Source organism: Bacillus sp. FSL R5-0585, assembly GCF_038004545.1.
Taxonomy (GTDB): Bacteria; Bacillota; Bacilli; order Bacillales; family Bacillaceae_G; genus Bacillus_A; species Bacillus_A cereus.
This window is the reverse complement of record NZ_JBBORJ010000001.1, coordinates 3,130,814-3,156,123: the sequence shown is the minus strand read 5'-3', so window position 1 is coordinate 3,156,123 and position 25,310 is coordinate 3,130,814. Positions and strand designations below refer to the sequence as shown.

Genomic DNA, 25,310 nt, shown 5'->3' with positions numbered 1-25,310 from the left:
GCAAACTAACGTTCGTTATGTAAGTGAAAGGTGGGGTTACATGTCACTTCGATTTGTGATTGGTAGAGCGGGAAGTGGAAAAAGTACACTTTGTTTACGCGAAGTGCAAGAAGAGTTAAAACAACGCCCGAGAGGGAAAACAATATTATATCTTGTGCCAGAACAGATGACATTCCAGACGCAGCAGGCGTTAATTGGAAGTGAGGATGTAAGAGGTTCTATTCGGGCACAAGTTTTTAGTTTTTCACGATTAGCGTGGAAGGTACTACAAGAAGTTGGCGGAGCGAGTCGTCTTCATATTGATGAAGCTGGTGTACATATGTTACTCCGTAAAATTGTAGAGTCTCGTAAAGATGGATTATCGGTGTTCCAAAAAGCAGCGGAGCAAAACGGTTTCTTTGAACATCTTGGCAGTATGATTGCAGAGTTTAAACGTTACAATGTAACGCCATCTAACGTATATGAAATGTGGCAACAATTAGATGCGCATAGTAGCAGTGCCGAACAAAAGTTACTAGCGAATAAAGTGTATGATTTACAGTTACTATACGATGATTTTGAACGTGCTTTAATTGGAAAATATTTAGATTCAGAAGACTACCTACAATTGCTAGTGGAAAAGCTTCCGCAGTCTGAATATGTAAATGGTGCGGAAATTTATATAGATGGATTTCATTCATTCTCCCCGCAAGAGTTAGAGATTGTAAGACAGCTTATGATTTGCGGAGCGAGAGTTACGATCACGTTAACGATAGATGAAAAAACGTTAGCGCAGCCAGTAAATGAACTTGATTTATTTTATGAAACGACGTTAACGTATGAAAAAATCAAACAAGTAGCGCGTGAAGAGAAAATAGAAATTGAAAAAACAATTCCACTTATGGAACAGCCGCGTTTTCATTCTCCGGCATTAGCACATTTAGAAGCTCATTATGAAGCGCGTCCGAATGAAAAATTTAACGGTGAAGCGAGTGTAACGATTAGTACAGCTGCGAATTTACGAGCAGAGGTAGAAGGTGTTGCTCGTGAAATTCGTAAACTTGTTGCGGATGAAAAATATCGTTACCGAGATATTGCAGTGCTTCTTCGTAATGGGGAAAGTTATTACGATGTGATGCGAACGTTATTTACAGATTACAATATCCCGCACTTCATCGATGAAAAGCGCCCAATGTCACATCACCCATTGGTAGAATGTATTCGTTCTGCACTCGAGATTATTAGTGGGAATTGGCGTTATGATGCGGTGTTCCGTTGCGTGAAAACAGAGCTTTTATATCCATTAGACGTAAGAAAAGAAGCGATGCGTGAAGAAATGGATGAATTTGAAAATTACTGTTTAGCGTACGGTGTACAAGGAAAGAGGTGGACTTCAGAGGATCCATGGATGTATCGCCGTTATCGTTCTCTTGATGATAAGAACGGGATGATCACAGACAGTGAACGTGAAATGGAAGAGAAAATAAATAGGCTACGTGACGTTGTAAGAACACCTGTTATTCGCATGCAAAAAAGGTTAAAGCGTGCAGGAACAGTTATGCAAATGTGTGAAGCAGTTTACTTATTTTTAGAAGAACTGGATGTTCCGAAAAAACTAGAAGAATTACGTATACGTGCAGAAGAAAGTGGAGATTTCTTATTTGCGACAGATCATGAACAAGTATGGGAAGAAGTAATGAGCCTTCTTGATACGTTTGTAGAGATGCTTGGTGAAGAGAAAATGTCTCTTTCTATGTTTACAGACGTTATGTCGACTGGTCTTGAGGCGCTTCAATTTGCTAACATTCCGCCGTCATTAGACCAAGTGTTAATTGCTAATATTGATCACTCCAGGTTATCTGACGTGAAAGCAACGTTTATTATAGGTGTAAATGAGGGTGTTATTCCAGCTGCACCTATGGACGAAGGTATGCTTTCTGATGAAGAAAGAGAAGTTCTTGGTGCAGCAGGGATTGAGTTAGCGCCAACGACGAGACAAACTTTGTTAGAAGAACAGTTCGTTATGTATCAAATGGTAACGAGAGCATCTGAGAAGCTATACATTTCATGCCCGCTTGCAGATGAAGAAGGAAAGACGTTACTTGCGTCTAGCTTTATTAAGAAAATAAAAAGAATGTTCCCTAATGTGAAAGATTCATTTATTACGAATGACGTAAACGATTTATCACGTTCAGAACAAATTTCATACGTAGCAACGCCAGAAGTAACGTTATCTTACGTTATGCAGCAACTACAAACGTGGAAGCGATACGGATTTGAAGGGAATTTAGACTTTTGGTGGGACGTATATAATTTCTACGTAACTTCAGATGAATGGAAACAAAAAAGTAGCCGCGTCTTATCAAGTTTATTCTATCGAAATCGTGCGAAGAAATTAAGTACAGCAGTAAGTAGAGATTTATACGGAGATATAATTAAAGGAAGCGTCTCTCGTATGGAACTATTTAACCGTTGTGCATACGCTCATTTTGCGCAGCACGGTTTATCGCTTAGAGAGCGTGATATTTTCAAGCTTGATGCGCCGGACATCGGCGAATTATTCCATGCGGCATTAAAGAAAATTGCGGACAAGTTATTGCGTGAAAACCGTACTTGGGCGGATTTATCCATAAAAGAGTGTGAGCATCTTTCTGTTTTAGTAATAGAAGAAATCGCACCGTTATTACAACGACAAATCTTATTAAGTTCAAACCGTCATTTCTATTTAAAACAAAAACTACAACAAATCATTTTCCGTACGTCAATCATTCTTCGTGAACATGCGAAGTCAAGCGGATTCGTACCAGTTGATTTAGAAGTGCCGTTCGGTATGGGTGGTACAGGATCACTTCCGCCGATGGAATTCTCATTACCAAATGGTGTGAAGATGGAAGTAGTCGGCCGTATTGACCGTGTTGATAAGGCAGAAGATGAAAACGGGACGTTCTTACGTATTATTGATTATAAATCAAGTTCAAAAGCGTTAGATTTAACGGAAGTGTATTACGGATTAGCACTTCAAATGTTAACGTATTTAGATGTCGTTACTTCGAATGCACAGACGTGGATGAAAAAAGGCCACGCAGCATCACCAGCTGGTGTATTGTATTTCCATATTCATAACCCAATCGTTGAGATGAAAGGTGACGCATCTGAAGCTGAAATTGAAAAAGAAATTTTAAAGAAATTTAAAATGAAAGGACTCGTATTAGGAGATGCTGACGTTGTTCGTTTAATGGATAACAAACTTTCAACAGGAAGCTCAGATATTATTTCTGCTGGCCTGAAAAAAGACGGTAGCTTTAGTGCGCGTTCAAGTATTGCAAGTGAGCAAGAGTTTAACGTACTGCAAAAATATGTACACCATACGTTTGAAAATATCGGAAAAGATATTACAGAAGGTGTTATCGATATTTCTCCTTATAAAATGGGAAATAAAGCAGCATGTACGTTCTGTAACTTCAAGTCTGTTTGTCAATTTGATGAGTCACTTGAAGATAATCAGTTCCGATCGTTAAAAGATATGAAAGATAGCGAAGCGATGGAGAAAATAAGAGAGGAGGTTGGCGGAGAATGATAGAAAATTGGCCTAAAAAACCAGAAGGTAGTCAATGGACAGATGACCAGTGGAAAGCTGTTGTAGCGAACGGGCGTGATATTTTAGTTGCGGCTGCAGCTGGATCAGGTAAAACAGCAGTATTAGTTGAACGTATTATTAAAAAGATTATTAATGAAGAGAATCCAGTCGATGTCGACCGCCTGCTCGTTGTAACATTTACGAATGCAGCAGCGCAGGAGATGAAAAACCGAATCGGGGAAGCGTTAGAAAAGGTATTAATTGATGAACCAGGTTCTCAACACGTAAGAAAGCAGCTGAGCCTATTAAATAAAGCTTCCATTTCAACAATTCACTCATTTTGTTTACAAGTAATTAGAGGATATTACTACATGCTTGATGTTGATCCTCGTTTCCGTATTGCGAATCAAACAGAAAATGAATTGTTAAAAGAAGAAGTGCTAGATGACATATTAGAAGAAGAGTACGGAATCGAAGATAATACAATCTTCTTTGAACTTGTTGATCGTTATACGAGTGACCGTAGTGATGATGACTTGCAACGTATGATTTTAGCGCTTCATACAGAATCAAGGGCGCATCCAAATCCGGAAAAATGGCTTGATAAATTAGTAGAAGCATATGACGTAGAAGGAAAGACAATTGAAGATTTAGTATATGCTTCTTATTTATTAGAAGATGTGAAATTCCAGCTTGAAACAGCGGAACAGCATATTCGTAAGGCAACTGAACTCGCAATGCTTCCTGACGGTCCAGCGCCTCGCATTGAAACCCTGCAAGCAGATGTAGCATTACTTGGAACGCTATCATCAGCTGCTCGTGAGTCGTGGACAAGTGTGTATGAAGCGATGCAAAACGTATCGTGGCAAACGTTAAAGCGTATTAAGAAAAGTGATTACAATGAAGATGTTGTAAAACAAGTAGATTCTCTTCGTAATAAAGCGAAAGATGAAGTGAAGAAATTACAAGAAGAGTTATTTAGCCGCAAACCTGAAAGTTTCTTACGAGATTTTCAAGATATGTACCCAGTATTAGAAAAGCTTGTTCAACTTGTAAAAGTATTTACAGAGCGTTTCCAAGCGATGAAGCGAGATAAAGGAATGGTCGATTTCACAGATTTAGAGCATTTCTGTTTACAAATTTTAAGTGAACAAAGTGAAAATGGTGAAATGAATCCGTCAGCAGTGGCGCTCCAATATCGTAATAAATTTGCTGAAGTATTAGTCGATGAATATCAAGATACGAACTTCGTACAAGAATCCATTATTAAATTCGTAACGAAAGATTCTGAGAGTGAAGGAAACTTGTTCATGGTAGGTGACGTGAAGCAGTCGATCTATCGTTTCCGACTAGCAGAACCAGGATTATTCCTAGGAAAGTATAAACGCTTCACACAAGAAGGATTAGGCGGCGGAATGAAGATTGACTTAGCGAAAAACTTCCGTAGTCGTCATGAAGTACTAGCAGGTACGAACTTTATTTTCAAACAAATTATGGGCGAAGAAGTTGGGGAAATTGACTACGATGCTGACGCCGAACTAAAGCTAGGTGCTACCTATCCAGAAGATGAAGATGTAGCAGCAGAATTATTATGTATTCAGCAAACGGAAGAAGAAGTAATAGACGGTGAAGAAGGTGCAGAAGTCGAAAAAGCACAGCTTGAAGCTCGCCTTATGGCGCAGCGCATTAAAGCGATGGTTGATTCAGGTTATGAAGTGTATGACCGTAAAAATGATAGTATGCGTCCGGTGCAATACCGCGATTTCGTTATTTTACTTCGCTCCATGCCGTGGGCCCCGCAAATTATGGAAGAGTTAAAATTACAAGGAATTCCAGTATACGCTGACCTCGCGACTGGTTATTTTGAAGCGACGGAAGTAAATATTATGATGAACGTATTCCGCGTTATTGATAATCCGATGCAAGATATTCCGCTTGCAGCAGTACTTCGTTCACCGATCGTTGGATTAAATGACGAAGAACTTGCGACGCTTCGTGCTCACGGAAAGAAAGGCTCGTTTTATGAAGTAATGAGCTCATTCTTAAAAGGGGCACCGCTTGAAGAGGAGCAAGAACTTCATGATAAATTAGAGTGGTTTTATAACTTACTGCAAGGATGGCGTGAATTTGCACGTCAACAATCACTTTCTGATTTAATTTGGAAAGTGTACGGTGAGACAGGTTATTACGACTTCGTTGGCGGTTTACCAGCTGGAAAGCAAAGGCAGGCAAACTTACGCGTACTATATGACCGCGCAAGACAATATGAAGCAACATCATTTAGAGGATTATTCCGCTTCTTACGTTTTATTGAACGTATTTTAGAACGCGGTGATGATATGGGTACGGCGAGGGCCCTCGGTGAACAAGAAGACGTTGTTCGCATTATGACGATTCATAAAAGTAAAGGGTTAGAGTTCCCAGTTGTATTTGTAGCTGGACTCGGTCGTCGTTTTAATACACAAGACTTAATGAAACGTTTCTTATTGCATAAAGATTTCGGTTTCGGTTCGCAATTTATCGATCCGCGTAAACGAATTAAATATACAACATTATCACAGCTGGCGATTAAGCGTAAAATGAAAATGGAATTAATTGCGGAAGAAATGCGCGTACTATACGTAGCATTGACGCGTGCAAAAGAGAAGTTAATTTTAATTGGAACAGTTAAGGATGCAAATAAGGAAATGGAAAAATGGCTTGATGCGAGGGAACATAGTGAATGGTTATTACCAGATCATATACGTGCCGGGGCGTCTTGTTATTTAGACTGGATTGCACCTTCATTATATAGACACCGTGATAGTGAAATGCTTCTTGAATTAGGACAAGGAAGCATTCCGGATGAAATTTACGGGTATGACACGAGCTGGAAAGTAGAAGTTGTGGATGGTAACACACTACTTGCACCAGAGCCAGTTCAAGAAGAGAAACAAGAATTGTTAGAAGCGCTTCGTGAGAAAAAGGCTGTTCCCCTGCAAAGTGAACGGAAAGAAGAAGTGTACGACAGATTAATGTGGAAGTACGGATATGAGGAAGCAACATCTCACCGTGCGAAGCAATCTGTTACAGAAATAAAGAGAAATTATCAATCAGAAGATGGTAGTGATAACGCCTTTATTAAAAAACTACGTGCACCAATTAAAACACGTCCGCGCTTTATGGAGAAAAAAGGGTTAACGTACGCAGAGCGCGGAACAGCAGTCCATGCCGTTATGCAGCATGTTGATTTGAAGAAGCCGATTACGGTTGAAGTTCTTCAAGAGCAAATTGCTGGAATGGTAAATAAGGAATTATTAACATTCGAGCAGGCGGAAGAAATAGCGATTGAAAAAGTAATTTCATTCTTTGACAGTGACTTAGGTAAAAGAGTATTAGCGGCGAAAAGTGTTGAGCGTGAAGTTCCATTTACGATGATGCTTGCAGCAGAAGAAGCATATCAAGATTGGCAAGGGAATAGCGGGGAATCGATTCTTGTCCAAGGGGTTATCGACTGCATGATTGAAGAAGAAGATGGTATTACGCTAATCGATTTCAAAACAGATACGATTGAGGGTAAATTCCCAGGTGGATTTGAACAAGCGAAACCAATTTTAGAAGATCGATATAAAGTGCAGCTTTCGTTATATGCAAAAGCACTGGAGAAAAGCTTACAACATCCTGTAAAAGAGAAATGTTTATACTTCTTTGATGGGAATCACGTTGTAAATATTGAAGAATAGAGGGGCTTGAAAATGGTAACGGAAAAAACGTTAAGAACTTGTGAACAGGGACACGAGTACTATAAAAGTAGCGATTGTCCAACTTGCCCAGTCTGTGAGAAAGAGAGAAAACCAAAAGAAGGTTTTCTCTCTCTTCTTTCAGCGCCAGCAAGAAGGGCATTAGAGCACCGTGGAATTCAAACTGTAGAAGAACTCTCAAAATATAGTGAAAAAGAAATTTTAAAACTGCATGGTATGGGACCTGCGTCTTTGCCGAAGCTTAGGAAGGCTTTGGAGGAGAGTGGGTTATCATTTAAATAAAATAGTGCCTCTTCACTACTTACTTGTTTATACCACTATTTGTGGACAGTGAAGCTCTTGCTTATTAAAATTTCATTTTAATAATTTTGAATTAGATAAAAGAAAAAAGTAGGAGAATATCTCCTACTTTTTTTACGCTGTTCCAATCTGATCTTGATCTGCCACATCAGAATCAAATGTATTCGTTGCACTAACACCGTTAAACGTATTCACGACAAATCCAACATTGGAAGCTCCGGATCCATTATAAGCTTTCGTGTTTTCTTTCGGAGAAACGTTATAAAAATCTCCTAAATTGAAAGAACCGTTACTGTTTTGAACGACGAGATTTCCAACAACAGAAGGCATATCCATCCACCTACTTTACTAAACTTTGTAATTACTATATGAATTATTGTGCGGAAGGTTCATCTGTAATATATTGGCGGATTTGCATAATACGAGAGTTATTAAAAACATAATCAACATTTCCAATTTGAAATCCACCAGAGTTTAAAAGTGTGCGCAATTCAACGTTATTCACTTCAATAAAAGGGCATTCATTTACAATATTTAATTTTACATCTGTCGTTCGTTTTGGAATTGTAATGTGTTCATCTGTAAAGATTTCAAAAGCATCAAAGCTACCTTCTCCCCGTATATAACAAGGAATTTCACGGTGGACGGCAATAGCTCTACTTTTTAATTCCATTTGATTGGCATCTCCAACTTGAAATACGGCAGCAATCCCTAACGAAACAATAGAAACATTTTGGACAATAGACACATGATGCAACATAATTTTTCAGTCTCCTTAACCTGGAGTAGGAGGGACATCTGTTACTAATGGTACAAATGGACCCTCTGTAACTGTTTCAAATGGTGTATCGAGAATAGAAGATAGAATGAGGAGATTTGCATCTCCAATTAAAAAGAGTGCGGACGACGATACACCGTTCATTTTAATCTGTCCGACTTTTAATTCACGGTTTACAACGTTAAGGTTCATACCTACTTACTCCTTTCGGAAATTTCCCGGTATGTGCTGAATAAAGGAGAGAAAGGCTTTGTCAATATCTTGTTTCATTGCCTGAATAATGATATCTCGTAAATAATCTGGATCTGTTGAAATACCTTCATATGATTGCGCTTGCGATAAATAATAAGGGAGTCGATGCTCCATCTGTTTTTTTATGTCATCCACCATCATTTGTCGATACATTTCATCAAGCGGTGTTCTCTCTTCTTGTTCAAAATGGAGAATACGATTATATGCTTCTTCATCTAAGTATCGATGCATTTCTTGGAGGATACCTTGATAAAAGTCTGGGTTTGTTTCGGTTTCAGGGTTTACCTTCAATGTTTCTGTATCCACTTGAAAATCTTCAATTTGTTGTCCTTTTGCTGAAAATGGGTTTAAACCAATATTTAAAGTACCATTTAAATTTTCGACTTTTAATTGATCGAATTTGTATTCCACTTTTCCTACAGAAGAGGAGGGGCGATTTTTTAATTCGTTAAGCTCTTCTTGGAGCTGGCGCACTTGATCTTCTAAATTCAGGATGGCTGCTTGTTGTGTTTGAAGAGCTTGTTGAAGTTGGTGTAAGTAAGTATATATATCTTGATTCATTTGTGAAACCTCCTTTTCAATAGGGAGGGTAAAAATATTCCTGCTATATATTTATGACAAGGATGTCTTAAGAAGAACTAGTTGATGGTTTGATAGAAATAATTTGTCCTTTCGCCTGTAATGGGCGAAGCGGTTCCGTAAATCCGCCCGTATTTGAAAATTTAGATAGGGCTTTAATACTTCCGGCAGTACCAATTTGGAACACAGAAGAGGTTGTAATGCTATCAATTTTAATACTGTTGATGATGATACTTTGGTTTACATAAAAATTCAATGCAATTGCCTCCTTTAAGTTGAGCCAATTATCGCTTGATCGATTACATCTGAATCGTTGACAGTCGTTGCACTTTGATAATTGTAGACAGAAACATTATCTCCAACGTTGAAAGAGCCGGCCCCGGCGAAAGCACGTGAGTAACTAATAGGCCTAATCGCAAATACATCTCCAATATGAAAAATACCACTTGATCCAATATTGACGATACGAATATGTCCGACCATAGCTGGCATACAAAACACCCTTCGTTTTTTAAATTTTCTTTTCTACTATTGTATGGGCGTTTCCAATAAAATGTGTATTTTTTTGAAATAAAAGAAACACACGCATTATTGCGTGTGTGTTTTGAATGTTTGATTAGGGTGTAAATCCGTATGTACATGACAAATTACATTTAAGAGCCTGTCCAGTTCTTGGCTACAATCCACTGTTTTTTGAGAAGTCATTCCATAGCGTTCAGCAAAATAAATCATTTTTTCACGTTTTTTTTCAATCGCTTGCTCAAACATTGAAATCGGCTCCATCTCTAAATGAAATTTTTAGTATATATGTAGTACATATTATACAAAAACTTCATAAAAAAGAAATGCATTCGCTAAAAAAAGTAAAATTTCTACATTTTATGCCAAATGATAAAGAGGTAACGAATAGGGGATGAGAAGAATATTGTAAAAATTAGCGTGCATGAGAAGGTTTTTTTCTTGCGGATGCGAATACAATTAAAGGGTATGAGTTTTAGGATGGAGAGTGGAAATATTGCGTTTTGTAACGGCGAAGAAAGAAGAAAAGGTATTTGTAGGTATTGTAGATGAAGAAGAAGAAGAAGAAAAGGTATTACACTTAAGAGAAGCGCAAAGACAAAAAGGGGAAAAGGTTACAATCCCTATTACAATGTTAGAGTGTATTGAAAGAGGGACTGAATGCTTTGAGAAAGTATGTGAAATTGTAAATTGGGCAAAAGAGAACGGGGAAGCGGCGTATTATCCGTTAACAGAGGTGAAAATATTAGCGCCGATTCCAAGGCCAAGAAAGAATATTTTGTGCGTTGGAAAAAACTATCGTGAGCATGCGGTAGAAATGGGCGGAGTAGAGTCTATTCCAGAAAATATAATGATCTTTACGAAAGCACCAACAACAGTTATTGGCATAGATGAGCAAATTAATGGTCACCCTCATGCAACGGACGAACTAGATTACGAAGGAGAATTAGCTATCATTATTGGTAAGCGAGGGAAGCAAATAAAAAAAGAAAAAGCGCTTGAGCATGTTTTTGGTTATACGATTATCAATGATGTAACAGCTCGAGACATTCAAAGAAAACATAAACAGTTTTTCCTTGGGAAAAGCTTCGATACATTTTGTCCGATGGGACCGTATTTAATTCATAAATCGGTGGTTAATGCGCCGAATGCATTACACATTGAAACGGTAGTAAATGGAGAAGTAAGGCAAACTTCTAACACAAATAAAATGATTTTTTCAATAGAAGAAATTATTTCAACGATAAGTAAAGGAATGACTTTAGAACCAGGCGATATTATCGCAACAGGAACGCCGGCTGGTGTCGGAAAAGGTTTTACACCACCGAAGTTTTTACATGCTGGTGATGAAGTGGTCATTACAGTAGAAGGAATTGGTACTTTACGAAATGTAGTGAAATAAAGAAAAGAGCTATCTTGTTAAAAGATAGCTCTTTTTTATGGCCTTGGGTTATAGAGGTAATCGATAACGGCAAAAGTGTAAAGACCAATGAATGCAAGTGTACAAATGCCAAATAGTATAACCGTAAGTGCGCTTTTTTCTCGTCCAAAACCAATGATAGTAAGAATAACAGCAGTCCAAAATGATGCTTTCAGTAGTGTGAGTGTAGTAGGAGTTGAGTAATGAAGCCATGTTGTGGAAAGTAGGAAACCAAAGAATGTAACTAAAATAAAAGCTGTAGCTAAATAGTTAATATGTTTACCATATCTTAATAGCATGTCGCACCTCCTTTACGATTTTAAAATACAGAAAATTACAAATTCATCTTAATATAAATGAATATAAAAAGAAAGAGGTTGTCCCAACATGTCGGACAACCTCTCTATCATTACGATAATACAGCTTTAATTTTTTGGAATGCCCACTCTAAATCTTCTTCAGAGATTACTAGAGGTGGTGCGATACGAATTACATTTTCGTGTGTTTCTTTACATAATAGACCAGCTGCTTTTAGTTGTTCACAGTAAGGACGAGCTGGCTCGTTTAATTCGATACCGATGAATAAACCTTTACCACGAACTTCAGTGATCATTGGGTTATCAATCTCTTTTAATTGCCCAACTAATTTTTCACCTAATTGAAGAGAACGCTCTGTTAATTTTTCTTCTTCTAACACTTCAAGAGCCGCGATAGAAACAGCACATGCAAGTGGATTACCACCGAATGTAGAACCGTGAGAACCTGGCTCAAATACACCTAAAATGTCGCGGTTTGCTGCTACGCAAGAGATTGGGAACACACCGCCGCCAAGTGCTTTACCAAGTATGTACATGTCAGGAGTTACATTGTCCCAGTCACAAGCAAATACTTTACCAGTACGGCCTAAGCCAGTTTGGATTTCATCTGCTACAAATAAAACGTTTTCTTTTTTACATACTTCAAAAGCTTCTTTTAAGTAACCAGCTGGTGGGATATTAATTCCTGCTTCACCTTGAATTGGCTCTAAAATGAATGCTGCTGTGTTTGGTGTAATTGCGGCTTTTAATGCTTCTAAATCACCGTAAGGAATTACAACGATGCCAGGAAGCATTGGACCGAATCCACGCTTGTACTCTTCATTTGAAGACATGGAAACAGAACCCATTGTACGTCCGTGGAAGTTATCTTCACAAACGATGATTTCAGCACGGTTTGCTTCCACTTTCTTCACATCATAAGCCCAGCGACGAACTGTTTTAATTGCAGTTTCAACAGCTTCAGCACCTGTATTCATTGGAAGTACCATTTCTTTATTAGTTAGTTTCGCAACTTTTTCGTACCAAGGACCTAATTGATCGCTATGGAAAGCACGAGAAGTTAACGTAACACGATTAGCTTGGTCAATTAAAGCGTTAATAATTTTCGGGTGACGATGACCTTGGTTTACTGCAGAATATGCACTTAATAAGTCCATATAGCGGTTTCCTTCAGGATCTTCTACCCAAACACCTTCTGCTTTAGAAATAACGATTGGAAGTGGGTGATAGTTATTTGCTCCGTATGTGTCTGTAAGTTCGATAATATCCTTAGTTTGAATCATGATTGTTCCCCCTTTTGTTATTACAAGAAGTTTGTAAATACTCTAAATATTATATCATTTAAATGTAAAAAAGCGAAACATTTCCTGAAAATAAATGAACATGTTATCATATAGAGTGAAAAAGTGTGAAAAGAGGAGGTAAGGGATACGATGGTACATATGCATATTACAGCATGGGCGTTAGGTTTAATTTTATTCTTCGTTGCGTATTCACTTTATTCAGCAGGAAGAAAAGGGAAAGGTGTACATATGGGGCTTCGCCTAATGTATATCATTATTATTGTGACAGGCTTCATGTTGTACATGAGTATTGTGAAGACAGCAACAGGTAGCATGCACATGTGGTACGGCCTGAAAATGTTAGCTGGTATTTTAGTTATCGGCGGAATGGAAATGGTTCTTGTAAAAATGAGCAAAAACAAACCAACAGGGGCGGTTTGGGGCTTATTTATTGTTGCGCTAGTAGCAGTATTATACTTAGGACTGAAATTGCCACTTGGCTGGTACGTATTCAAATAAAAATAAAACCACCTTATAATCTCAAAGACTTGGGAGATAAGGTGGTTTTTATTTTTTATGTCGCATCGATATGCAACTCTTCTCCATTTACTTTCGTAAAACGGAACATATTTTTATTTGACGTAGTGTGACGTACGAAATGGTGCTGCAGTGTACAGATCATTTCGTCGTTATCAAACAAAAGAATATTTACTCCTTCGCGTGACTCCTCTTTCGGTAAGAAGGATAAATAATTATGACAATACATGCAATCATATAAAGAGTAGTGAAGTGATTGCAATGATTCAGTTAATAATGTGAAGACAGAGTCAGGTAATTCCTCGAGCCATTCATTATAGCTAAGAAGTAACTTTTTTCGAATACGTACCATTTCACCATTTTGCAAATGGTGTTGCTCGTTGGCGATTTGTAATACATCTTGTTCATAGAAACGGGCTGGTAACCAATTGTTATTATACAAAATTTCAAACCCATCTTCGGCAATATCTTCTAATAGAAACGCTTCATCATTTTCATCATCAAAGAATACCCATTCATTGTTTATATATTCTACATTACCGACTGTATGAGCACGGGGCTGGTTATATAAAATATGTTTACGTTGTATCATATACGATTTCTCCTTTATGAAAAGTAGTTATTCCTGTTATAGACAGTTCGTGCGTTCTTTATAACTAGACACATCTAGACATAGGTGGGCATACAATAAAACACGTTTTACTGAGTGAGAATGCTATTCCATATGTGGATAGTAGGTTATCGTCAAGTTTTTCATTTTTTGATCCGCACTCTTAGGGTGGGGATTACTGCACGTTCAAGAAAAGAAATAAGATGGAAGGATGATTTATATGTGCGGGATTACAGGATGGGTGGATTATAAACGCTCATTAGAAGGAGAAAGAGATGTCGTTACGAAGATGGCTGAGACGTTAGCGAAGCGGGGGCCGGATGATAATAAAGTTTGGATTAAAGGAAATGTCGCATTTGGGCATAAACGGTTAATCGTTGTAGACCCTGAGGGCGGTAAACAGCCGATGACTTGTTTAAAAGATGAAACGAATTACGCCATTTGCTATAACGGTGAACTTTATAACACAGAAGACATTCGAAAGGAATTATTAAGAAGAGGGTATACGTTCAAAGGTCATTCTGATACAGAAGTATTATTAGCTTCTTATATTGAATGGAAAGAAGAATGTGTCGATCATTTAAACGGTATATATGCGTTTGCAGTATGGGACGAACAGAAAGAACAAGTATTTATTGCGAGAGATCGATTAGGTGTAAAGCCACTTTTTTATAAATATGATAGCGGACGCTTACTATTTGGTTCGGAGTTAAAAGCGATATTGTCGCATCCAGATGTGAAGGCGGAAGTAACATTAGAAGGGTTATCAGAAATATTCGGACTCGGACCGTCAAGAACGCCTGGCCACGGTATTTATGCTGGTATAAAAGAATTACGTCCAGGTCATGTGATGACATTTTCAAAGAACGGTTTGTGTATATGGAGATATTGGAATGTAGAAAGTAAAAAACATGAAGACTCTTTTGAAGAAACAGTAGAGAAAACGCGCTTTTTACTACAAGATGCCATTACAAGACAGCTTGTTTCTGATGTACCACTATGTACCTTTTTATCAGGTGGTGTAGATTCGAGCGCTATTACAGCTATTGCGGCGAAAGAATACGAGAGATCAGGAAAAGGACAATTACACACGTATTCAATTGATTACGAAGATAATGACAAATACTTTAAAGCGAATGCGTTTCAGCCAAATTCAGATGCTCCGTTTATTAATTTGATGACAGAGACGTTTCAAACAACCCATCATCGTTGTGTCATTTCGAATGAAAAACTAGCAGAGTATTTAACGGAGGCGGTACTCGTTCGTGATTTGCCTGGTATGGCAGACATCGATTCGTCATTATTATGGTTTTGCCGCGAAATTAAACAAGATTTTGTCGTCGGCTTATCTGGAGAATGTGCAGATGAAATATTTGGTGGATATCCGTGGTTTTATAGAGAAGATGATCTACAATCGAGTGCATTTCCGTGGATGCGCTCTACAGAAGCGCGTGAACAACTTCTAAAAAAAGAATGGAGAAATAAATTAAATTTACAACAATATGTACAAAGGCGCTATGAAGAGTCGATTCAAGAAGTTCCTATTTTAGAGGGAGAAAGTCCGCTAGAAGCAAAAAGACGCCAATTATTTTATTTAAATATGGTATGGTTTATGACAACATTATTAGACAGAAAAGACCGCATGAGTATGGGGGCAAGCTTAGAAGTACGTGTTCCATTTGCGGATCATCGTCTTGTCGAATATGCGTGGAATATTCCTTGGGAAATGAAAATGTATAAAAACCGCGAAAAAGGTCTATTACGTAAAGCGTTAGAAGATGTGCTTCCACATGACATCTTATATAGAAAGAAGAGTCCTTATCCGAAAACGCATAATCCGCACTATACGAAAGCAATCACAGTATGGCTGCAAGATTTATTAACAGATAAAGGTTCAATTTTACACGAACTATTTGATAAAGAGCAGTTGAGCGGATTGATTCAGTCTGGCGGCAGTGCATTTCAATCACCTTGGTTCGGGCAATTAATGACAGGTCCTCAACTTTTAGCTCATTTAGCACAAATTCACGTTTGGTTTAAAGAGTATGGGGTAAATATTAGGGAATAAGGGAAAAGCGACTTACTTTTATGTAAGTCGCTTTTTATTAAAGAAATTGTCATATAAAATTCAAAATCACTTTATAAATAATACTTAATTAGAATTATTATTTTGACGTACTTATTATTACTTGTTATAATTGGAAACAAACGTTCTGAAAAAGATTCTCATTTATAAAATTGAGGTGTTAGATAGATGACAAAGAAAAGAATAGGTTTACTCGTAATGGCGTATGGAACACCAGAATCATTAGACGATCTAGAGGCATATTATACACATATCCGTCACGGGCGTACGCCATCAGAAGAAGCGCTTGAAGATTTAATTGGGCGCTATAAAGCGATTGGTGGAATTTCACCGCTTGCAAAAATTACGAAAGAACAGGCGCATAAATTAACAGATTCAATGAATAACATATTTACAGAGTATGAATTTACTTGTTACTTAGGTTTAAAACATATTGCACCATTTATAGAAGATGCTGTAGAAGAAATGAAGCGTGATGGGATCGAGCAAGCGATTAGTATCGTATTAGCGCCGCATTACTCTACATTTAGCATTAAAGCGTATAATGACCGTGCTATTCGTCTTTCAAAAGAAATCGGTGGTCCTGTTATTGAACCAATTGAACAATGGTATGATGAACCGAAATTTATTTCGTATTGGGCAGACCAAATAAAAGAGACGTTTACAGAAATTGATAATAAAGAGAAAGCAGTCGTAATTTTTTCAGCGCATAGTTTGCCGGAAAAGATTATTGCAGCAGGAGACCCATATGTAGAACAGCTAAAGCATACGGCAGATTTAATTGCAGAAGCTGCAAATATTCAAAACTATACAATCGGTTGGCAAAGTGCTGGGAATACTCCAGATCCGTGGATTGGTCCAGATGTGCAAGATTTAACGAGAGATTTGTTTGAAGAGCATAGATATGAATCTTTCGTATATTGCCCAGTCGGTTTTGTGGCAGAGCATTTAGAAGTTTTATATGACAACGATTACGAGTGTAAAGTTGTGACGGATGAATTAAATGCTGCGTATTTTAGACCGAATATGCCGAATGCACAATCTATATTTATCGACTGTTTGGCTGAAATTATTTCAAAAAAAGTGAAGGAAATAGTTGACAAAGATTTAGTTTTGAATAATAATTAGATTATAATAATTTTAAATAAATAATAATTACTATGAAAGAAAGAGGAGGATCCCCCTAGATGAATCCAAATAATCGTTTAACAACAAACCAAGGTGCTCCGGTTGGAGACAATCAAAATTCTCGTACAGCTGGTCGCCGTGGACCGGTATTATTAGAAGACTATCATTTAGTAGAAAAATTGGCTCACTTTGATCGTGAACGTATTCCAGAGCGTGTTGTGCACGCACGTGGTGCAGGTGCTCACGGTGTATTCGTTACGAAAAATAGCATGAAGCAATATACGAAAGCAGCATTTTTACAAAATGAAGGAACTGAAACGCCTGTCTTTGTTCGTTTTTCAACGGTTATTCATGGTCAAGGTTCTCCAGAAACAGCTCGTGATCCACGTGGATTTGCTGTTAAATTTTATACAGAAGAAGGAAACTATGATATCGTAGGTAATCATTTACCGGTCTTCTTCATTCGTGATGCAATTAAATTCCCTGATATGGTGCATTCTTTAAAACCAGCACCTGATACAAATATTCAAACACCAGATCGTTACTGGGATTTCATGACGTTAAGCCCAGAATCTACACATATGATGACATGGGTATTTTCTGATTACGGTACACCAGCGAGCTATCGTGAAATGGAAGGTTTCGGTGTACACTCATTTAAATGGATTAATGCAGAAGGTAAAATCGTCTACATTAAATATCACTGGAAACCACAGCAAGGTGTACGTAACTTCAGTGCAAAAGAAGTGCAAGAAGTACAAGGAAAAGACTTCAACCATGCAACTCGTGACTTGTTCGATGCAATTGAAAAAGGAAATTATCCGAAGTGGGATTTACACGTACAAGTAATGCAATTAGAAGAAACGGATTCTTTAGATTTCGATCCGTTAGATCCAACGAAAGTGTGGCCAGAAGATCGTTTTCCATTAATGGAAGTAGGGACAATGACGTTAAATCGTAACCCGAAAAACTTCTTTGCTGAAGTAGAACAAGTGGCGTTCTCTCCAAGTGCAACAGTAAATGGTATTGAACCATCTGAAGATAAATTATTACAAGGTCGTTTATTCTCTTATCCAGATACACAGCGTTATCGCCTTGGTGCAAACTACTTACAAATTCCTGTAAACTGCCCATATGCAGCTGTTCATAACCAACAACGTGATGGTGCGATGCAAATCAATCAAAACCCATCTACAATCAACTACGAACCGAGCCGTCATGCTGAAAATCCAGTTGAAGACCCAGCTTACCGCGATTCAACTATGAAAGTAGAAGGCTATGTATCTCGTGAGAAAATTGACAAACCAAATGATTTCAAACAAGCAGGTGAGCGTTACCGTTCATTCTCTAAAGAAGAGCAAGACAACTTAATTGCAAACTTAACAAATGACTTAAAAGACGTAAATGAACGCACGAAATTACTAGCTGTTTGTAACTTCTTCCGTGCAGATCAAGAGTACGGTATGCGTTTAGCGCAATCGTTAAATGTTGATATTACGCAATACGTAGGAAATGCTCCGAAATAAATAGGAAAAGGCGACTGGGCTTCGGTCGTCTTTTTTGTATAAAGTTATGTGGGGTATTTCGCATGTAAAACATGTCGGAATTTGTTTGTAAATCGATATCTTGTGTCGAACCGTTGATATATTGAAAGAAACAATCGATATATTTGAAAAATCGTTGATATATCCAAAAAAACGTTAATATATTTCCGGTTATACTAGGTGGGGTATGTTGTCCGGTGCGCAAAAAAGAGATGCAATCTATTACTAATAGATTGCATCTCTTTTTTAGTTTGCTCGCTCTGCATGTTCATAAGCTTTCTCACCATGCATCGAAATATCAAGTCCCATATGTTCCTCGTGCTCATCTACCCGGACAGGGAGGAAGAAGTTGATTGCTTTAATAATGGCATACGTCATTATAATTGTGAACGCATATGTTGCGCCGATCGCTACAAGTTGTTTCAACAGCAGCGAGGCGTTTCCGTAAAATAATCCGTTAGCGCCATCGCCGTTTACGGCAGTAGTTGCAAATAGTCCTGTTGCAATACCGCCCCAAGTTCCTCCGATGCCGTGGCATCCAAAGGCATCAAGTGTATCGTCATAACCGAATTTTGTTTTTAAGAAGAAAACGGCGCCAAAGCATAATATACCACCAATTGCTCCGATAAGAAGAGTTGAGAAAGGGGTAACGAACCCGCAAGCTGGTGTAATAGCGACTAGACCGGAAACGGCGCCACAAGCAGCTCCCATCGCAGTCGGTTTTGATTGGAAGAACCACTCTGAAAGCATCCAAGTTAATGCTGAGGCAGCAGCAGCTATATTTGTATTAATAAATGCAGTTAAAGCTACATCATTTAAAGATAATGCGCTTCCGACGTTAAAACCGAACCAGCCAAACCATAATAAGCCTGCGCCTAACATTGTAAATGGCAAATGATGAGGAGAAGAACCGTTTATGTTTTTTCGTTTTCCAAGGAAGATAGCTAATACAAGACCAGCAACTCCGGAAGTGATGTGAACGACGTTTCCGCCAGCGAAGTCTAGTGCACCAAGTTCCCTTAGCCAACCGCCGACGCCCCATACCCAATGAGCGACAGGATTGTAAACGATCGTTGTCCATAGAAGGATAAAAATAAGAAAGGCAGAAAATCGCATTCTTTCAGCAAATGCACCTGAAATTAAAGCTGGAGTTAAAATGGCGAACATGAGTTGAAACATCATGAATAAATTGTGAGGAATAGTGGATGAGTAGTCTGGATTTGGTGTGTAGGTAACTCCGTTTAGACCGAACCAATCAAGTGTACCGATAAGCCCGTGCCAATCTGGTCCGAATGATAAAGAATAGCCGATAACAATCCATTGAATCGAAACGATAGACATTGCACTATAACTATGCATCGTTGTACTGAGTACATTTTTGCTGCGAACCATACCTCCATAAAAAAGTGCTAATCCTGGTGTCATCAACATGACCATTACTGTTGTCACAAACATAAAAACCGTATCTCCCATATTCATGAGCTCTCCTCCTATAATGTTAGAAAAAATAACATTGTTTTGTTATGTTTCATATCATATTCGAAAAGGAATTAAAAATCAACTAAAAATTCAGAAAAATATATACATGATGTTAGAAAATGTAACATAGATTATTTTGTGAGGATTGAAATCGACATATGCGTTTCACTTGGATAATTGGTATAATATTCTTACAATTAAAAACTTGGGGGATGCGTGTGGGAAAAATACGGACTAGGAAACTATTCATTTGTTTTTGCTTAGCTTTTGTTTTGTTTGTACCAATACATACTTTTGCAGACGAAAAAAGAGAGTGGAAAGATGAAGTTATATACTCCATTATGATTGATCGCTTCAATAATGGAGAACCGAAAAATGACAAACAATTAGAAGTTGGTAATTTAGAAGGGTATCAAGGCGGGGATATAAGAGGAATTATAAAAAGGTTGGATTACATAAAAGAAATGGGTTTTACTACCGTTATGCTTTCGCCACTTTTTGAAAGTGGAAAGTACGATGGATTAGACGTGCGAAATTTTAAAAAGGTAAATGAACATTTCGGGACAGACAATGATGTGAAAGAACTTGTAAAAGAAGTTCATGCAAAAGGAATGAAAGTTGTATTTCAATTTCCACTTGGAGAAAACGAACGACAGGTAATTGATGCAATGAAATGGTGGATAAAAGAAGTTGATTTAGACGGAAGCTATGTTATACATAGTGAAAAAAAGCCGCGTTCCTTTTGGGATAACGCGCAAAAAGATATGCAAGTGATAAAGAAAGATTTTCGTATTATGACAAAGGAGGATAGCGAATACAACGAAAAAATAGTAGAATCGTTTTCAAAAGCAGATGTATCGGTGAAATCGTTATACGATGTGAGTAAAAAAGAAGGGGAATTTGTTACGTTTTTAGATGATCAAGAAACAAAAAGATATGCGCGTATTGCAAAAGAAAATATGTATTATCCGCCATCACGTTTAAAATTGGCGCTTACATATTTGTTAACATCACCTGGGATTCCGAATTTTTATTACGGAACTGAAATTGCATTAGATGGAGGAAGTGTACCCGATAATAGACGATTAATGGATTTTAAGTCAGACGAAAAATTTATGCAGCACATAACAAAACTAGGTGAACTTAGGCAGGCGAGACCGTCTTTACGACGCGGTACGTTTGAGCTTCTGTATGATAAGAGCGGGATGAGTATACTAAAACGAAAATATAAAGATGAAGTAACTTTAGTAGCAATTAATAATACGAAAGAAACACAAAAAGTCTCCTTACCTGCAAGTGCAATTGGTGAAAAACAAGAGTTAAGAGGATTGTTGCAGGATGAAATTATAAGAGAGGAAGACGGAAAATTTTATCTCGTTTTAAAGCGTGAAGAATCAAACGTGTATAAAGTTAACGGAGAAACAGGTGTGAATTGGTTATTTATCTCCTTAATCGTTGGTGTGAATGTATTATTTATTGCGTTTTTAATTGCAGTTAAAAGGAAACGTAGATGAGATGAGAAGTTACTCACTCTATGTTCATGTCTTCTTATTGGATTTGTAAGTTTGTTCGGTGGGGCGATAGTGTTTATTCTGTTGATATGAAATTTCTTAAGAGAAACGATGTGAGAATGAAAACGTCCCTAGTGAGAGGAGGGCCAGGTTAGGAAGAGGATTTTCTTCCTAACCTGTTTTTTGTGTTAGCACCGATAGGGAAGAATCTTTGAAAAATCAATAATTGCAACTATATTAATTTTACATTACATTAAAAGTTAGAGAATACTCTTATACTAATACAGTGCTAAATAGTAGGTGGGAAAATGGAGTTTTACGATTTGGGTATTACCATTAAAGAGCTTAGAATTAAAAAAAATATATCACAATCCGAATTATGTCATGGAATATGTTCGCAAAGTCAAATTAGCAAAATAGAAAAAGGTGTGATTTATCCATCTAGTATATTGTTATATCAATTATCAGAAAGACTTGGTATTGACCCAAATAATATATTTGCATTAACTCAAAACAAAAAACTAAAATATGTAGAAAATGTAAAATGCGTAATAAAAGATTGCTTAAAGCAAAAACAATACAAAGAACTTTATGAAATAGTGAAAAAAGAGAAAAACGAAAATAACTTCCAATCAACAGAAGATAAACAATTTTTAATATGGCATGAAGCGATTGCTATATTTATGGTGGATAAATCAATAAAAACTGCTTTAGATTTTTTAAATAATGCATTAAAATTAACTGTAACTAATTCAGATTTTTTATCAGAAAGAGAAATAGATATTATGCAGACAATTGCTATATTCCATGGGGAAAATAAAGAATATGAAAAAAGTATTAATATATTAAGAAGGTGTTTAACTAATTTTAATAAGTTAGATTTTCCTAGAGATAAAGAAATTAAATTGAAAATTATTTTTAATTTAGCAAAAATTTTAGGTCATGCAAATCAACATGAAGAGGCAGTAAAATACAATGATATGGGTATCAAACTAGCTATTAATCTAAATACTTTATATTTACTAGGTGAATTATACTATGGAAAAGCTTGGAATTTATTGAAACTTAAACAACCTAATGAAGAAGATGTTGCAAATAACATGAAAAAAGCATTATTTATATTTGAACTAACAGAAAAAGAAAATCTGATAAAAATGGTTAAAGAAAAATATTTTGAAAACCAAACTGAAAAAAGTCACTCATAATTCATTTGGAAATCACTTGAAATATAATAAAACCTACAGGGAAAATCCCTGTAGGTTCTAAACTTATAAACTTTCTTCTAAAATATTAGTGTTTAATATAAATTTTTGAATAAGAGTTTACTTAGTGTACTTTTTATTTTGAAGTCTGCATCTTTATTAACGATGTATGCTTCTTTTTAAATCCATCCGAATATTATTGGTTCAAGTCGGAGGAAGGCACTTTGAAGTGTCTTTTTTTTATGACCTTTATCATTAACTATTTAATGTTTTTTTAAATGATTACATGACATAGTTTTTTTGTACCAAGCTTTGTTGATACAGTTAGACTTATCCGTTAGTGAATTCGCATTATTAGAACATCCTACAGTATTTAGGGAGAATGTGGCCAATAAAAACCATAGTATTAATTTCTTCATAATAACCACTTCTAACTCTTTTTTAATTAACATTTTTTAAGTTCCTTATTAATTTTACATTACATTAAAGGTTGGGAAATATTCTTATACTCATAAATTGTTACGTTTTGACGTGGAGAGGAATTATGAGTTACAGCGATTTTTAAGATGATTTTGGTCTAAGATGTAGTTATTAAGAAAAGTAATTCAAATTGAAAGGGGAAACGTCTTGAGGTGTCTTTTTCTTATTTTCAATAAGGTCTGCTAAATGCATGTATAAAACAAATTCTACAATAAGGTCTAGTTTAATCATACGGTCACTTGTAAAGTCTTCGTATGGTTAGACTCCGTTTACTTAGCAATTTTCACCGCATATATCTTTTTCTATAGTTTGTTCTCGTAATATTGTCTCTACAAGACAAAAAAGAAAACTCCTCTAATTAAGAGGAGTTTTCTTTTTAGCGGTAGTTAATGAACTGTACGTCGATTGGTAAATCAGCGCTACGAACAGCTGCAATTACTGCTTGTAAGTCATCACGGCTTTTCGCTGTAACACGTACTTGATCATCTTGTACTTGTGTTTTTACTTTTAATTTCATTTCTTTAATGATGTTGTTAATTTTTTTCGCGTTATCTTTATCGATACCTTGTTGAAGTGTTGCGCGTTGGCGAACAGTGTTGCCAGTTGCAGCTTCAACTTTTCCGTAATCTAAGTTCTTAATTGGAACGTTACGTTTTACAAGTTTAGAGATAAGAACGTCTTTTACTTGCTCTAATTTAAACTCGTCATCAGAAGTTAAAACAAGTACTTCTTTTTCTAATTTAATATCACTTTTACTTCCTTTAAAGTCATATCGGTTTTGGATTTCTTTTAATGCGATATTAATTGCGTTTGTTACTTCAGGTAATTCTACTTTCGAAACGATGTCAAAAGAACTATCTTTTGCCATAGTTAGCACCTCCAAATAAATTTCTAATCTTGTTATGTACTGTACATACTAAAGTATAGCTGAAAACGAGTCTAGACTTAAGTGTTTTCGTATTTATATTCATGTAACCTCATTTTATTATAGTGAATTTTGGGCAGTTGGACAAATATAGGAAAAATCATGTTATAATTAACTTTTGTTTGGAATGATAAAAAAGATAATTTTATATATATAGAAGGGAATTAAAAAATATGTATTTGCAAATAGGATCGATTGAACAGGTAACTGTTTTACGCGAAACGGAAATCGGATATATGGTTGGGAATGAAGAAGAAGAAATTTTCCTACATAAAAATGAAGTAGCTGGAGAAATTGAAGAAGGCGATACGATTGACGTATTCTTATACCTTGATCACCAAAATCGTATTTCAGCAACAATGAAGGAGCCAATTATTACAACGTATGATTGGAACTGGGTAAAGGTTGTAGAAGTTATTCCGAGTTTAGGTGTGTTTGTTGATATTGGTGTATCAAAAGATATACTAATTCCAGCCGATGAATTCCCAATTTATATGCCGGTATGGCCAGAAGTTGGAGACGAATTATATTGTACGTTAAAATTAACGAATCGTGATCGTTTAATTGCTCTTCCAGCAAGAGATAGTGATATGCAAGAAATCGTTGTAGATGCGACACCATCTATGCGTAATAAAAACGTAAACGGACGTGTGTATCGTTCGCTTCAAGTAGGTTCATTCGTTTTAACAGATGAACATTTCCGTGCTTTCTTACACCATACAGAAAGAAAAGAACAAGTCCGCATCGGTCAGCGTGTAACAGGACGTATTATTGACGTAAAAGATGACGGTACAATTAACATTTCACTTCTTCCTCGTAAAGAAGAAGGAATGGAAGACGATGCTGCAGTAATTTATGCATATATGGAAGAACGAGGCGGAGCAATGCCGTTTTGGGATAAGAGCCATCCAGAAGATATTAAAGAACGCTTTAACATGAGTAAAGCTGCATTTAAGCGCGCACTTGGTAAGTTGATGAAAGAAGAAAAGGTTTACCAAGAAGAAGGTTGGACTTACTTTAAGAAATAAAGTGAATGAAAAAAGAACTATTCTTTCTCTGGATTT

Annotated in this window: 23 protein-coding genes; 11 read left to right on the top strand and 12 right to left on the bottom strand. The window is 36.8% G+C overall.

What is annotated here, in order from left to right; genetic code table 11:
• Window positions 1-40: 40 nt before the first annotated feature.
• Genes addB through MKY38_RS16200 form a run of 3 tightly spaced genes read left to right on the top strand, consistent with a single transcriptional unit; the run spans window position 41 to window position 7,578 of the window.
• Window positions 41-3,556, top strand: a complete 3,516-nt coding sequence (gene addB, locus MKY38_RS16210) for a helicase-exonuclease AddAB subunit AddB (protein ID WP_065223857.1) — start codon at window positions 41-43, stop codon at window positions 3,554-3,556.
• Window positions 3,553-7,278, top strand: coding sequence for a helicase-exonuclease AddAB subunit AddA (addA, locus tag MKY38_RS16205; protein ID WP_341049161.1), 3,726 nt, complete (start codon window positions 3,553-3,555; stop codon window positions 7,276-7,278). The genes addB and addA overlap by 4 nt, the downstream gene beginning before the upstream one ends.
• A 12-nt stretch (window positions 7,279-7,290) precedes the next feature.
• Complete coding sequence (locus MKY38_RS16200) at window positions 7,291-7,578, top strand: RNA polymerase alpha subunit C-terminal domain-containing protein (protein WP_000255728.1); 288 nt, start codon at window positions 7,291-7,293, stop codon at window positions 7,576-7,578.
• A gap of 132 nt (window positions 7,579-7,710) precedes the next feature.
• On the opposite strand, the gene gerPF is transcribed toward MKY38_RS16200, so the two are convergent.
• The 7 genes from gerPF to MKY38_RS16165 form a co-directional block, all read right to left on the bottom strand.
• Window positions 7,711-7,926 carry a spore germination protein GerPF gene (gene gerPF, locus MKY38_RS16195; RefSeq protein WP_001141566.1) on the bottom strand — a complete coding sequence of 72 codons (216 nt, stop codon included), beginning with the start codon at window positions 7,924-7,926 and terminating at the stop codon, window positions 7,711-7,713.
• Window positions 7,927-7,969: 43 nt separating this feature from the next.
• Window positions 7,970-8,356 (bottom strand): spore germination protein GerPE, encoded by a 387-nt coding sequence (locus tag MKY38_RS16190; protein ID WP_000902333.1) that lies wholly within the window; start codon window positions 8,354-8,356, stop codon window positions 7,970-7,972.
• Between the two features lie 15 nt (window positions 8,357-8,371).
• Complete coding sequence (gerPD, locus tag MKY38_RS16185; protein WP_001052807.1) at window positions 8,372-8,566, bottom strand: spore germination protein GerPD; 195 nt, start codon at window positions 8,564-8,566, stop codon at window positions 8,372-8,374.
• Between the two features lie 6 nt (window positions 8,567-8,572).
• On the bottom strand, window positions 8,573-9,187 hold the full coding sequence (gerPC, locus tag MKY38_RS16180; RefSeq protein ID WP_001070760.1) for a spore germination protein GerPC: 615 nt from the start codon (window positions 9,185-9,187) through the stop codon (window positions 8,573-8,575).
• A gap of 67 nt (window positions 9,188-9,254) precedes the next feature.
• Window positions 9,255-9,461, bottom strand: coding sequence for a spore germination protein GerPB (gene gerPB / locus MKY38_RS16175; RefSeq protein ID WP_001012508.1), 207 nt, complete (start codon window positions 9,459-9,461; stop codon window positions 9,255-9,257).
• A 14-nt stretch (window positions 9,462-9,475) separates the two neighbouring features.
• A complete protein-coding gene (gene gerPA / locus MKY38_RS16170; protein WP_001111187.1) occupies window positions 9,476-9,697 on the bottom strand; it encodes a spore germination protein GerPA in 222 nt (73 codons plus the stop codon).
• Window positions 9,698-9,793: 96 nt separating this feature from the next.
• Entirely contained in the window at window positions 9,794-9,973 is a 180-nt protein-coding gene (locus MKY38_RS16165) for an aspartyl-phosphate phosphatase Spo0E family protein (protein WP_000462841.1), read from the bottom strand.
• Between the two features lie 247 nt (window positions 9,974-10,220).
• On the opposite strand from MKY38_RS16165, the gene MKY38_RS16160 reads away from it, so the two are divergent.
• Window positions 10,221-11,126 (top strand): fumarylacetoacetate hydrolase family protein, encoded by a 906-nt coding sequence (locus MKY38_RS16160; protein WP_341049160.1) that lies wholly within the window; start codon window positions 10,221-10,223, stop codon window positions 11,124-11,126.
• A 35-nt stretch (window positions 11,127-11,161) separates the two neighbouring features.
• Here MKY38_RS16160 and MKY38_RS16155 read toward each other — a convergent pair whose 3' ends face one another.
• A complete protein-coding gene (locus MKY38_RS16155) occupies window positions 11,162-11,443 on the bottom strand; it encodes a hypothetical protein (protein ID WP_000926857.1) in 282 nt (93 codons plus the stop codon).
• A gap of 110 nt (window positions 11,444-11,553) precedes the next feature.
• On the bottom strand, window positions 11,554-12,744 hold the full coding sequence (rocD, locus tag MKY38_RS16150; RefSeq protein ID WP_000616658.1) for an ornithine aminotransferase: 1,191 nt from the start codon (window positions 12,742-12,744) through the stop codon (window positions 11,554-11,556).
• Window positions 12,745-12,894: 150 nt separating this feature from the next.
• Between rocD and MKY38_RS16145 the strand changes: the two genes are divergently transcribed.
• Window positions 12,895-13,263, top strand: coding sequence for a YisL family protein (locus MKY38_RS16145; RefSeq protein WP_000233495.1), 369 nt, complete (start codon window positions 12,895-12,897; stop codon window positions 13,261-13,263).
• Between the two features lie 55 nt (window positions 13,264-13,318).
• Here the strand turns inward: MKY38_RS16145 and MKY38_RS16140 are convergent, their stop codons facing one another.
• Entirely contained in the window at window positions 13,319-13,873 is a 555-nt protein-coding gene (locus tag MKY38_RS16140) for a DUF2777 domain-containing protein (protein ID WP_000616049.1), read from the bottom strand.
• A 238-nt stretch (window positions 13,874-14,111) separates the two neighbouring features.
• On the opposite strand from MKY38_RS16140, the gene asnB reads away from it, so the two are divergent.
• The 3 genes from asnB to katB all read left to right on the top strand — a co-directional run bounded on the left by asnB (window position 14,112) and on the right by katB (window position 18,631).
• Window positions 14,112-15,959 carry an asparagine synthase (glutamine-hydrolyzing) gene (gene asnB / locus MKY38_RS16135; RefSeq protein ID WP_114555786.1) on the top strand — a complete coding sequence of 616 codons (1,848 nt, stop codon included), beginning with the start codon at window positions 14,112-14,114 and terminating at the stop codon, window positions 15,957-15,959.
• Window positions 15,960-16,145: 186 nt separating this feature from the next.
• Window positions 16,146-17,105 (top strand): ferrochelatase, encoded by a 960-nt coding sequence (gene hemH / locus MKY38_RS16130; RefSeq protein WP_070179952.1) that lies wholly within the window; start codon window positions 16,146-16,148, stop codon window positions 17,103-17,105.
• A 59-nt stretch (window positions 17,106-17,164) separates the two neighbouring features.
• The gene (katB, locus tag MKY38_RS16125; RefSeq protein WP_048553980.1) at window positions 17,165-18,631 is read left to right on the top strand and encodes a catalase KatB; all 1,467 of its coding nucleotides are present in this window, start codon (window positions 17,165-17,167) and stop codon (window positions 18,629-18,631) included.
• Window positions 18,632-18,895: 264 nt separating this feature from the next.
• Here katB and MKY38_RS16120 read toward each other — a convergent pair whose 3' ends face one another.
• Window positions 18,896-20,128: an ammonium transporter gene (locus MKY38_RS16120; RefSeq protein WP_070179953.1), complete on the bottom strand. Its 1,233-nt coding sequence runs from the start codon at window positions 20,126-20,128 to the stop codon at window positions 18,896-18,898.
• A gap of 158 nt (window positions 20,129-20,286) precedes the next feature.
• Between MKY38_RS16120 and MKY38_RS16115 the strand changes: the two genes are divergently transcribed.
• Entirely contained in the window at window positions 20,287-21,642 is a 1,356-nt protein-coding gene (locus MKY38_RS16115) for an alpha-amylase family glycosyl hydrolase (protein WP_065223864.1), read from the top strand.
• 305 nt (window positions 21,643-21,947) lie between these two features.
• Entirely contained in the window at window positions 21,948-22,844 is an 897-nt protein-coding gene (locus tag MKY38_RS16110) for a helix-turn-helix domain-containing protein (RefSeq protein ID WP_000397889.1), read from the top strand.
• Window positions 22,845-23,697: 853 nt separating this feature from the next.
• Here the strand turns inward: MKY38_RS16110 and MKY38_RS16105 are convergent.
• Window positions 23,698-24,189, bottom strand: coding sequence for a YajQ family cyclic di-GMP-binding protein (locus MKY38_RS16105; protein ID WP_001040149.1), 492 nt, complete (start codon window positions 24,187-24,189; stop codon window positions 23,698-23,700).
• A gap of 230 nt (window positions 24,190-24,419) precedes the next feature.
• On the opposite strand from MKY38_RS16105, the gene MKY38_RS16100 reads away from it, so the two are divergent.
• Complete coding sequence (locus tag MKY38_RS16100; RefSeq protein ID WP_000281265.1) at window positions 24,420-25,274, top strand: CvfB family protein; 855 nt, start codon at window positions 24,420-24,422, stop codon at window positions 25,272-25,274.
• Window positions 25,275-25,310: the final 36 nt, after the last annotated feature.

What these genes read in the sequence shown, in the direction of transcription:
- addB (WP_065223857.1), top strand. Translation starts at nt 41, where the DNA reads ATGTCACTTCGATTTGTGATTGGTAGAGCGGGAAGTGGAAAAAGTACA.
- addA (WP_341049161.1), top strand. Translation starts at nt 3,553, where the DNA reads ATGATAGAAAATTGGCCTAAAAAACCAGAAGGTAGTCAATGGACAGAT.
- MKY38_RS16200 (WP_000255728.1), top strand. Translation starts at nt 7,291, where the DNA reads ATGGTAACGGAAAAAACGTTAAGAACTTGTGAACAGGGACACGAGTAC.
- gerPF (WP_001141566.1), bottom strand. Translation starts at nt 7,926, where the DNA reads ATGCCTTCTGTTGTTGGAAATCTCGTCGTTCAAAACAGTAACGGTTCT.
- MKY38_RS16190 (WP_000902333.1), bottom strand. Translation starts at nt 8,356, where the DNA reads ATGTTGCATCATGTGTCTATTGTCCAAAATGTTTCTATTGTTTCGTTA.
- gerPD (WP_001052807.1), bottom strand. Translation starts at nt 8,566, where the DNA reads ATGAACCTTAACGTTGTAAACCGTGAATTAAAAGTCGGACAGATTAAA.
- gerPC (WP_001070760.1), bottom strand. Translation starts at nt 9,187, where the DNA reads ATGAATCAAGATATATATACTTACTTACACCAACTTCAACAAGCTCTT.
- gerPA (WP_001111187.1), bottom strand. Translation starts at nt 9,697, where the DNA reads ATGCCAGCTATGGTCGGACATATTCGTATCGTCAATATTGGATCAAGT.
- MKY38_RS16165 (WP_000462841.1), bottom strand. Translation starts at nt 9,973, where the DNA reads ATGTTTGAGCAAGCGATTGAAAAAAAACGTGAAAAAATGATTTATTTT.
- MKY38_RS16155 (WP_000926857.1), bottom strand. Translation starts at nt 11,443, where the DNA reads ATGCTATTAAGATATGGTAAACATATTAACTATTTAGCTACAGCTTTT.
- rocD (WP_000616658.1), bottom strand. Translation starts at nt 12,744, where the DNA reads ATGATTCAAACTAAGGATATTATCGAACTTACAGACACATACGGAGCA.
- MKY38_RS16145 (WP_000233495.1), top strand. Translation starts at nt 12,895, where the DNA reads ATGGTACATATGCATATTACAGCATGGGCGTTAGGTTTAATTTTATTC.
- MKY38_RS16140 (WP_000616049.1), bottom strand. Translation starts at nt 13,873, where the DNA reads ATGATACAACGTAAACATATTTTATATAACCAGCCCCGTGCTCATACA.
- asnB (WP_114555786.1), top strand. Translation starts at nt 14,112, where the DNA reads ATGTGCGGGATTACAGGATGGGTGGATTATAAACGCTCATTAGAAGGA.
- hemH (WP_070179952.1), top strand. Translation starts at nt 16,146, where the DNA reads ATGACAAAGAAAAGAATAGGTTTACTCGTAATGGCGTATGGAACACCA.
- katB (WP_048553980.1), top strand. Translation starts at nt 17,165, where the DNA reads ATGAATCCAAATAATCGTTTAACAACAAACCAAGGTGCTCCGGTTGGA.
- MKY38_RS16120 (WP_070179953.1), bottom strand. Translation starts at nt 20,128, where the DNA reads ATGAATATGGGAGATACGGTTTTTATGTTTGTGACAACAGTAATGGTC.
- MKY38_RS16115 (WP_065223864.1), top strand. Translation starts at nt 20,287, where the DNA reads ATGCGTTTCACTTGGATAATTGGTATAATATTCTTACAATTAAAAACT.
- MKY38_RS16110 (WP_000397889.1), top strand. Translation starts at nt 21,948, where the DNA reads ATGGAGTTTTACGATTTGGGTATTACCATTAAAGAGCTTAGAATTAAA.
- MKY38_RS16105 (WP_001040149.1), bottom strand. Translation starts at nt 24,189, where the DNA reads ATGGCAAAAGATAGTTCTTTTGACATCGTTTCGAAAGTAGAATTACCT.
- MKY38_RS16100 (WP_000281265.1), top strand. Translation starts at nt 24,420, where the DNA reads ATGTATTTGCAAATAGGATCGATTGAACAGGTAACTGTTTTACGCGAA.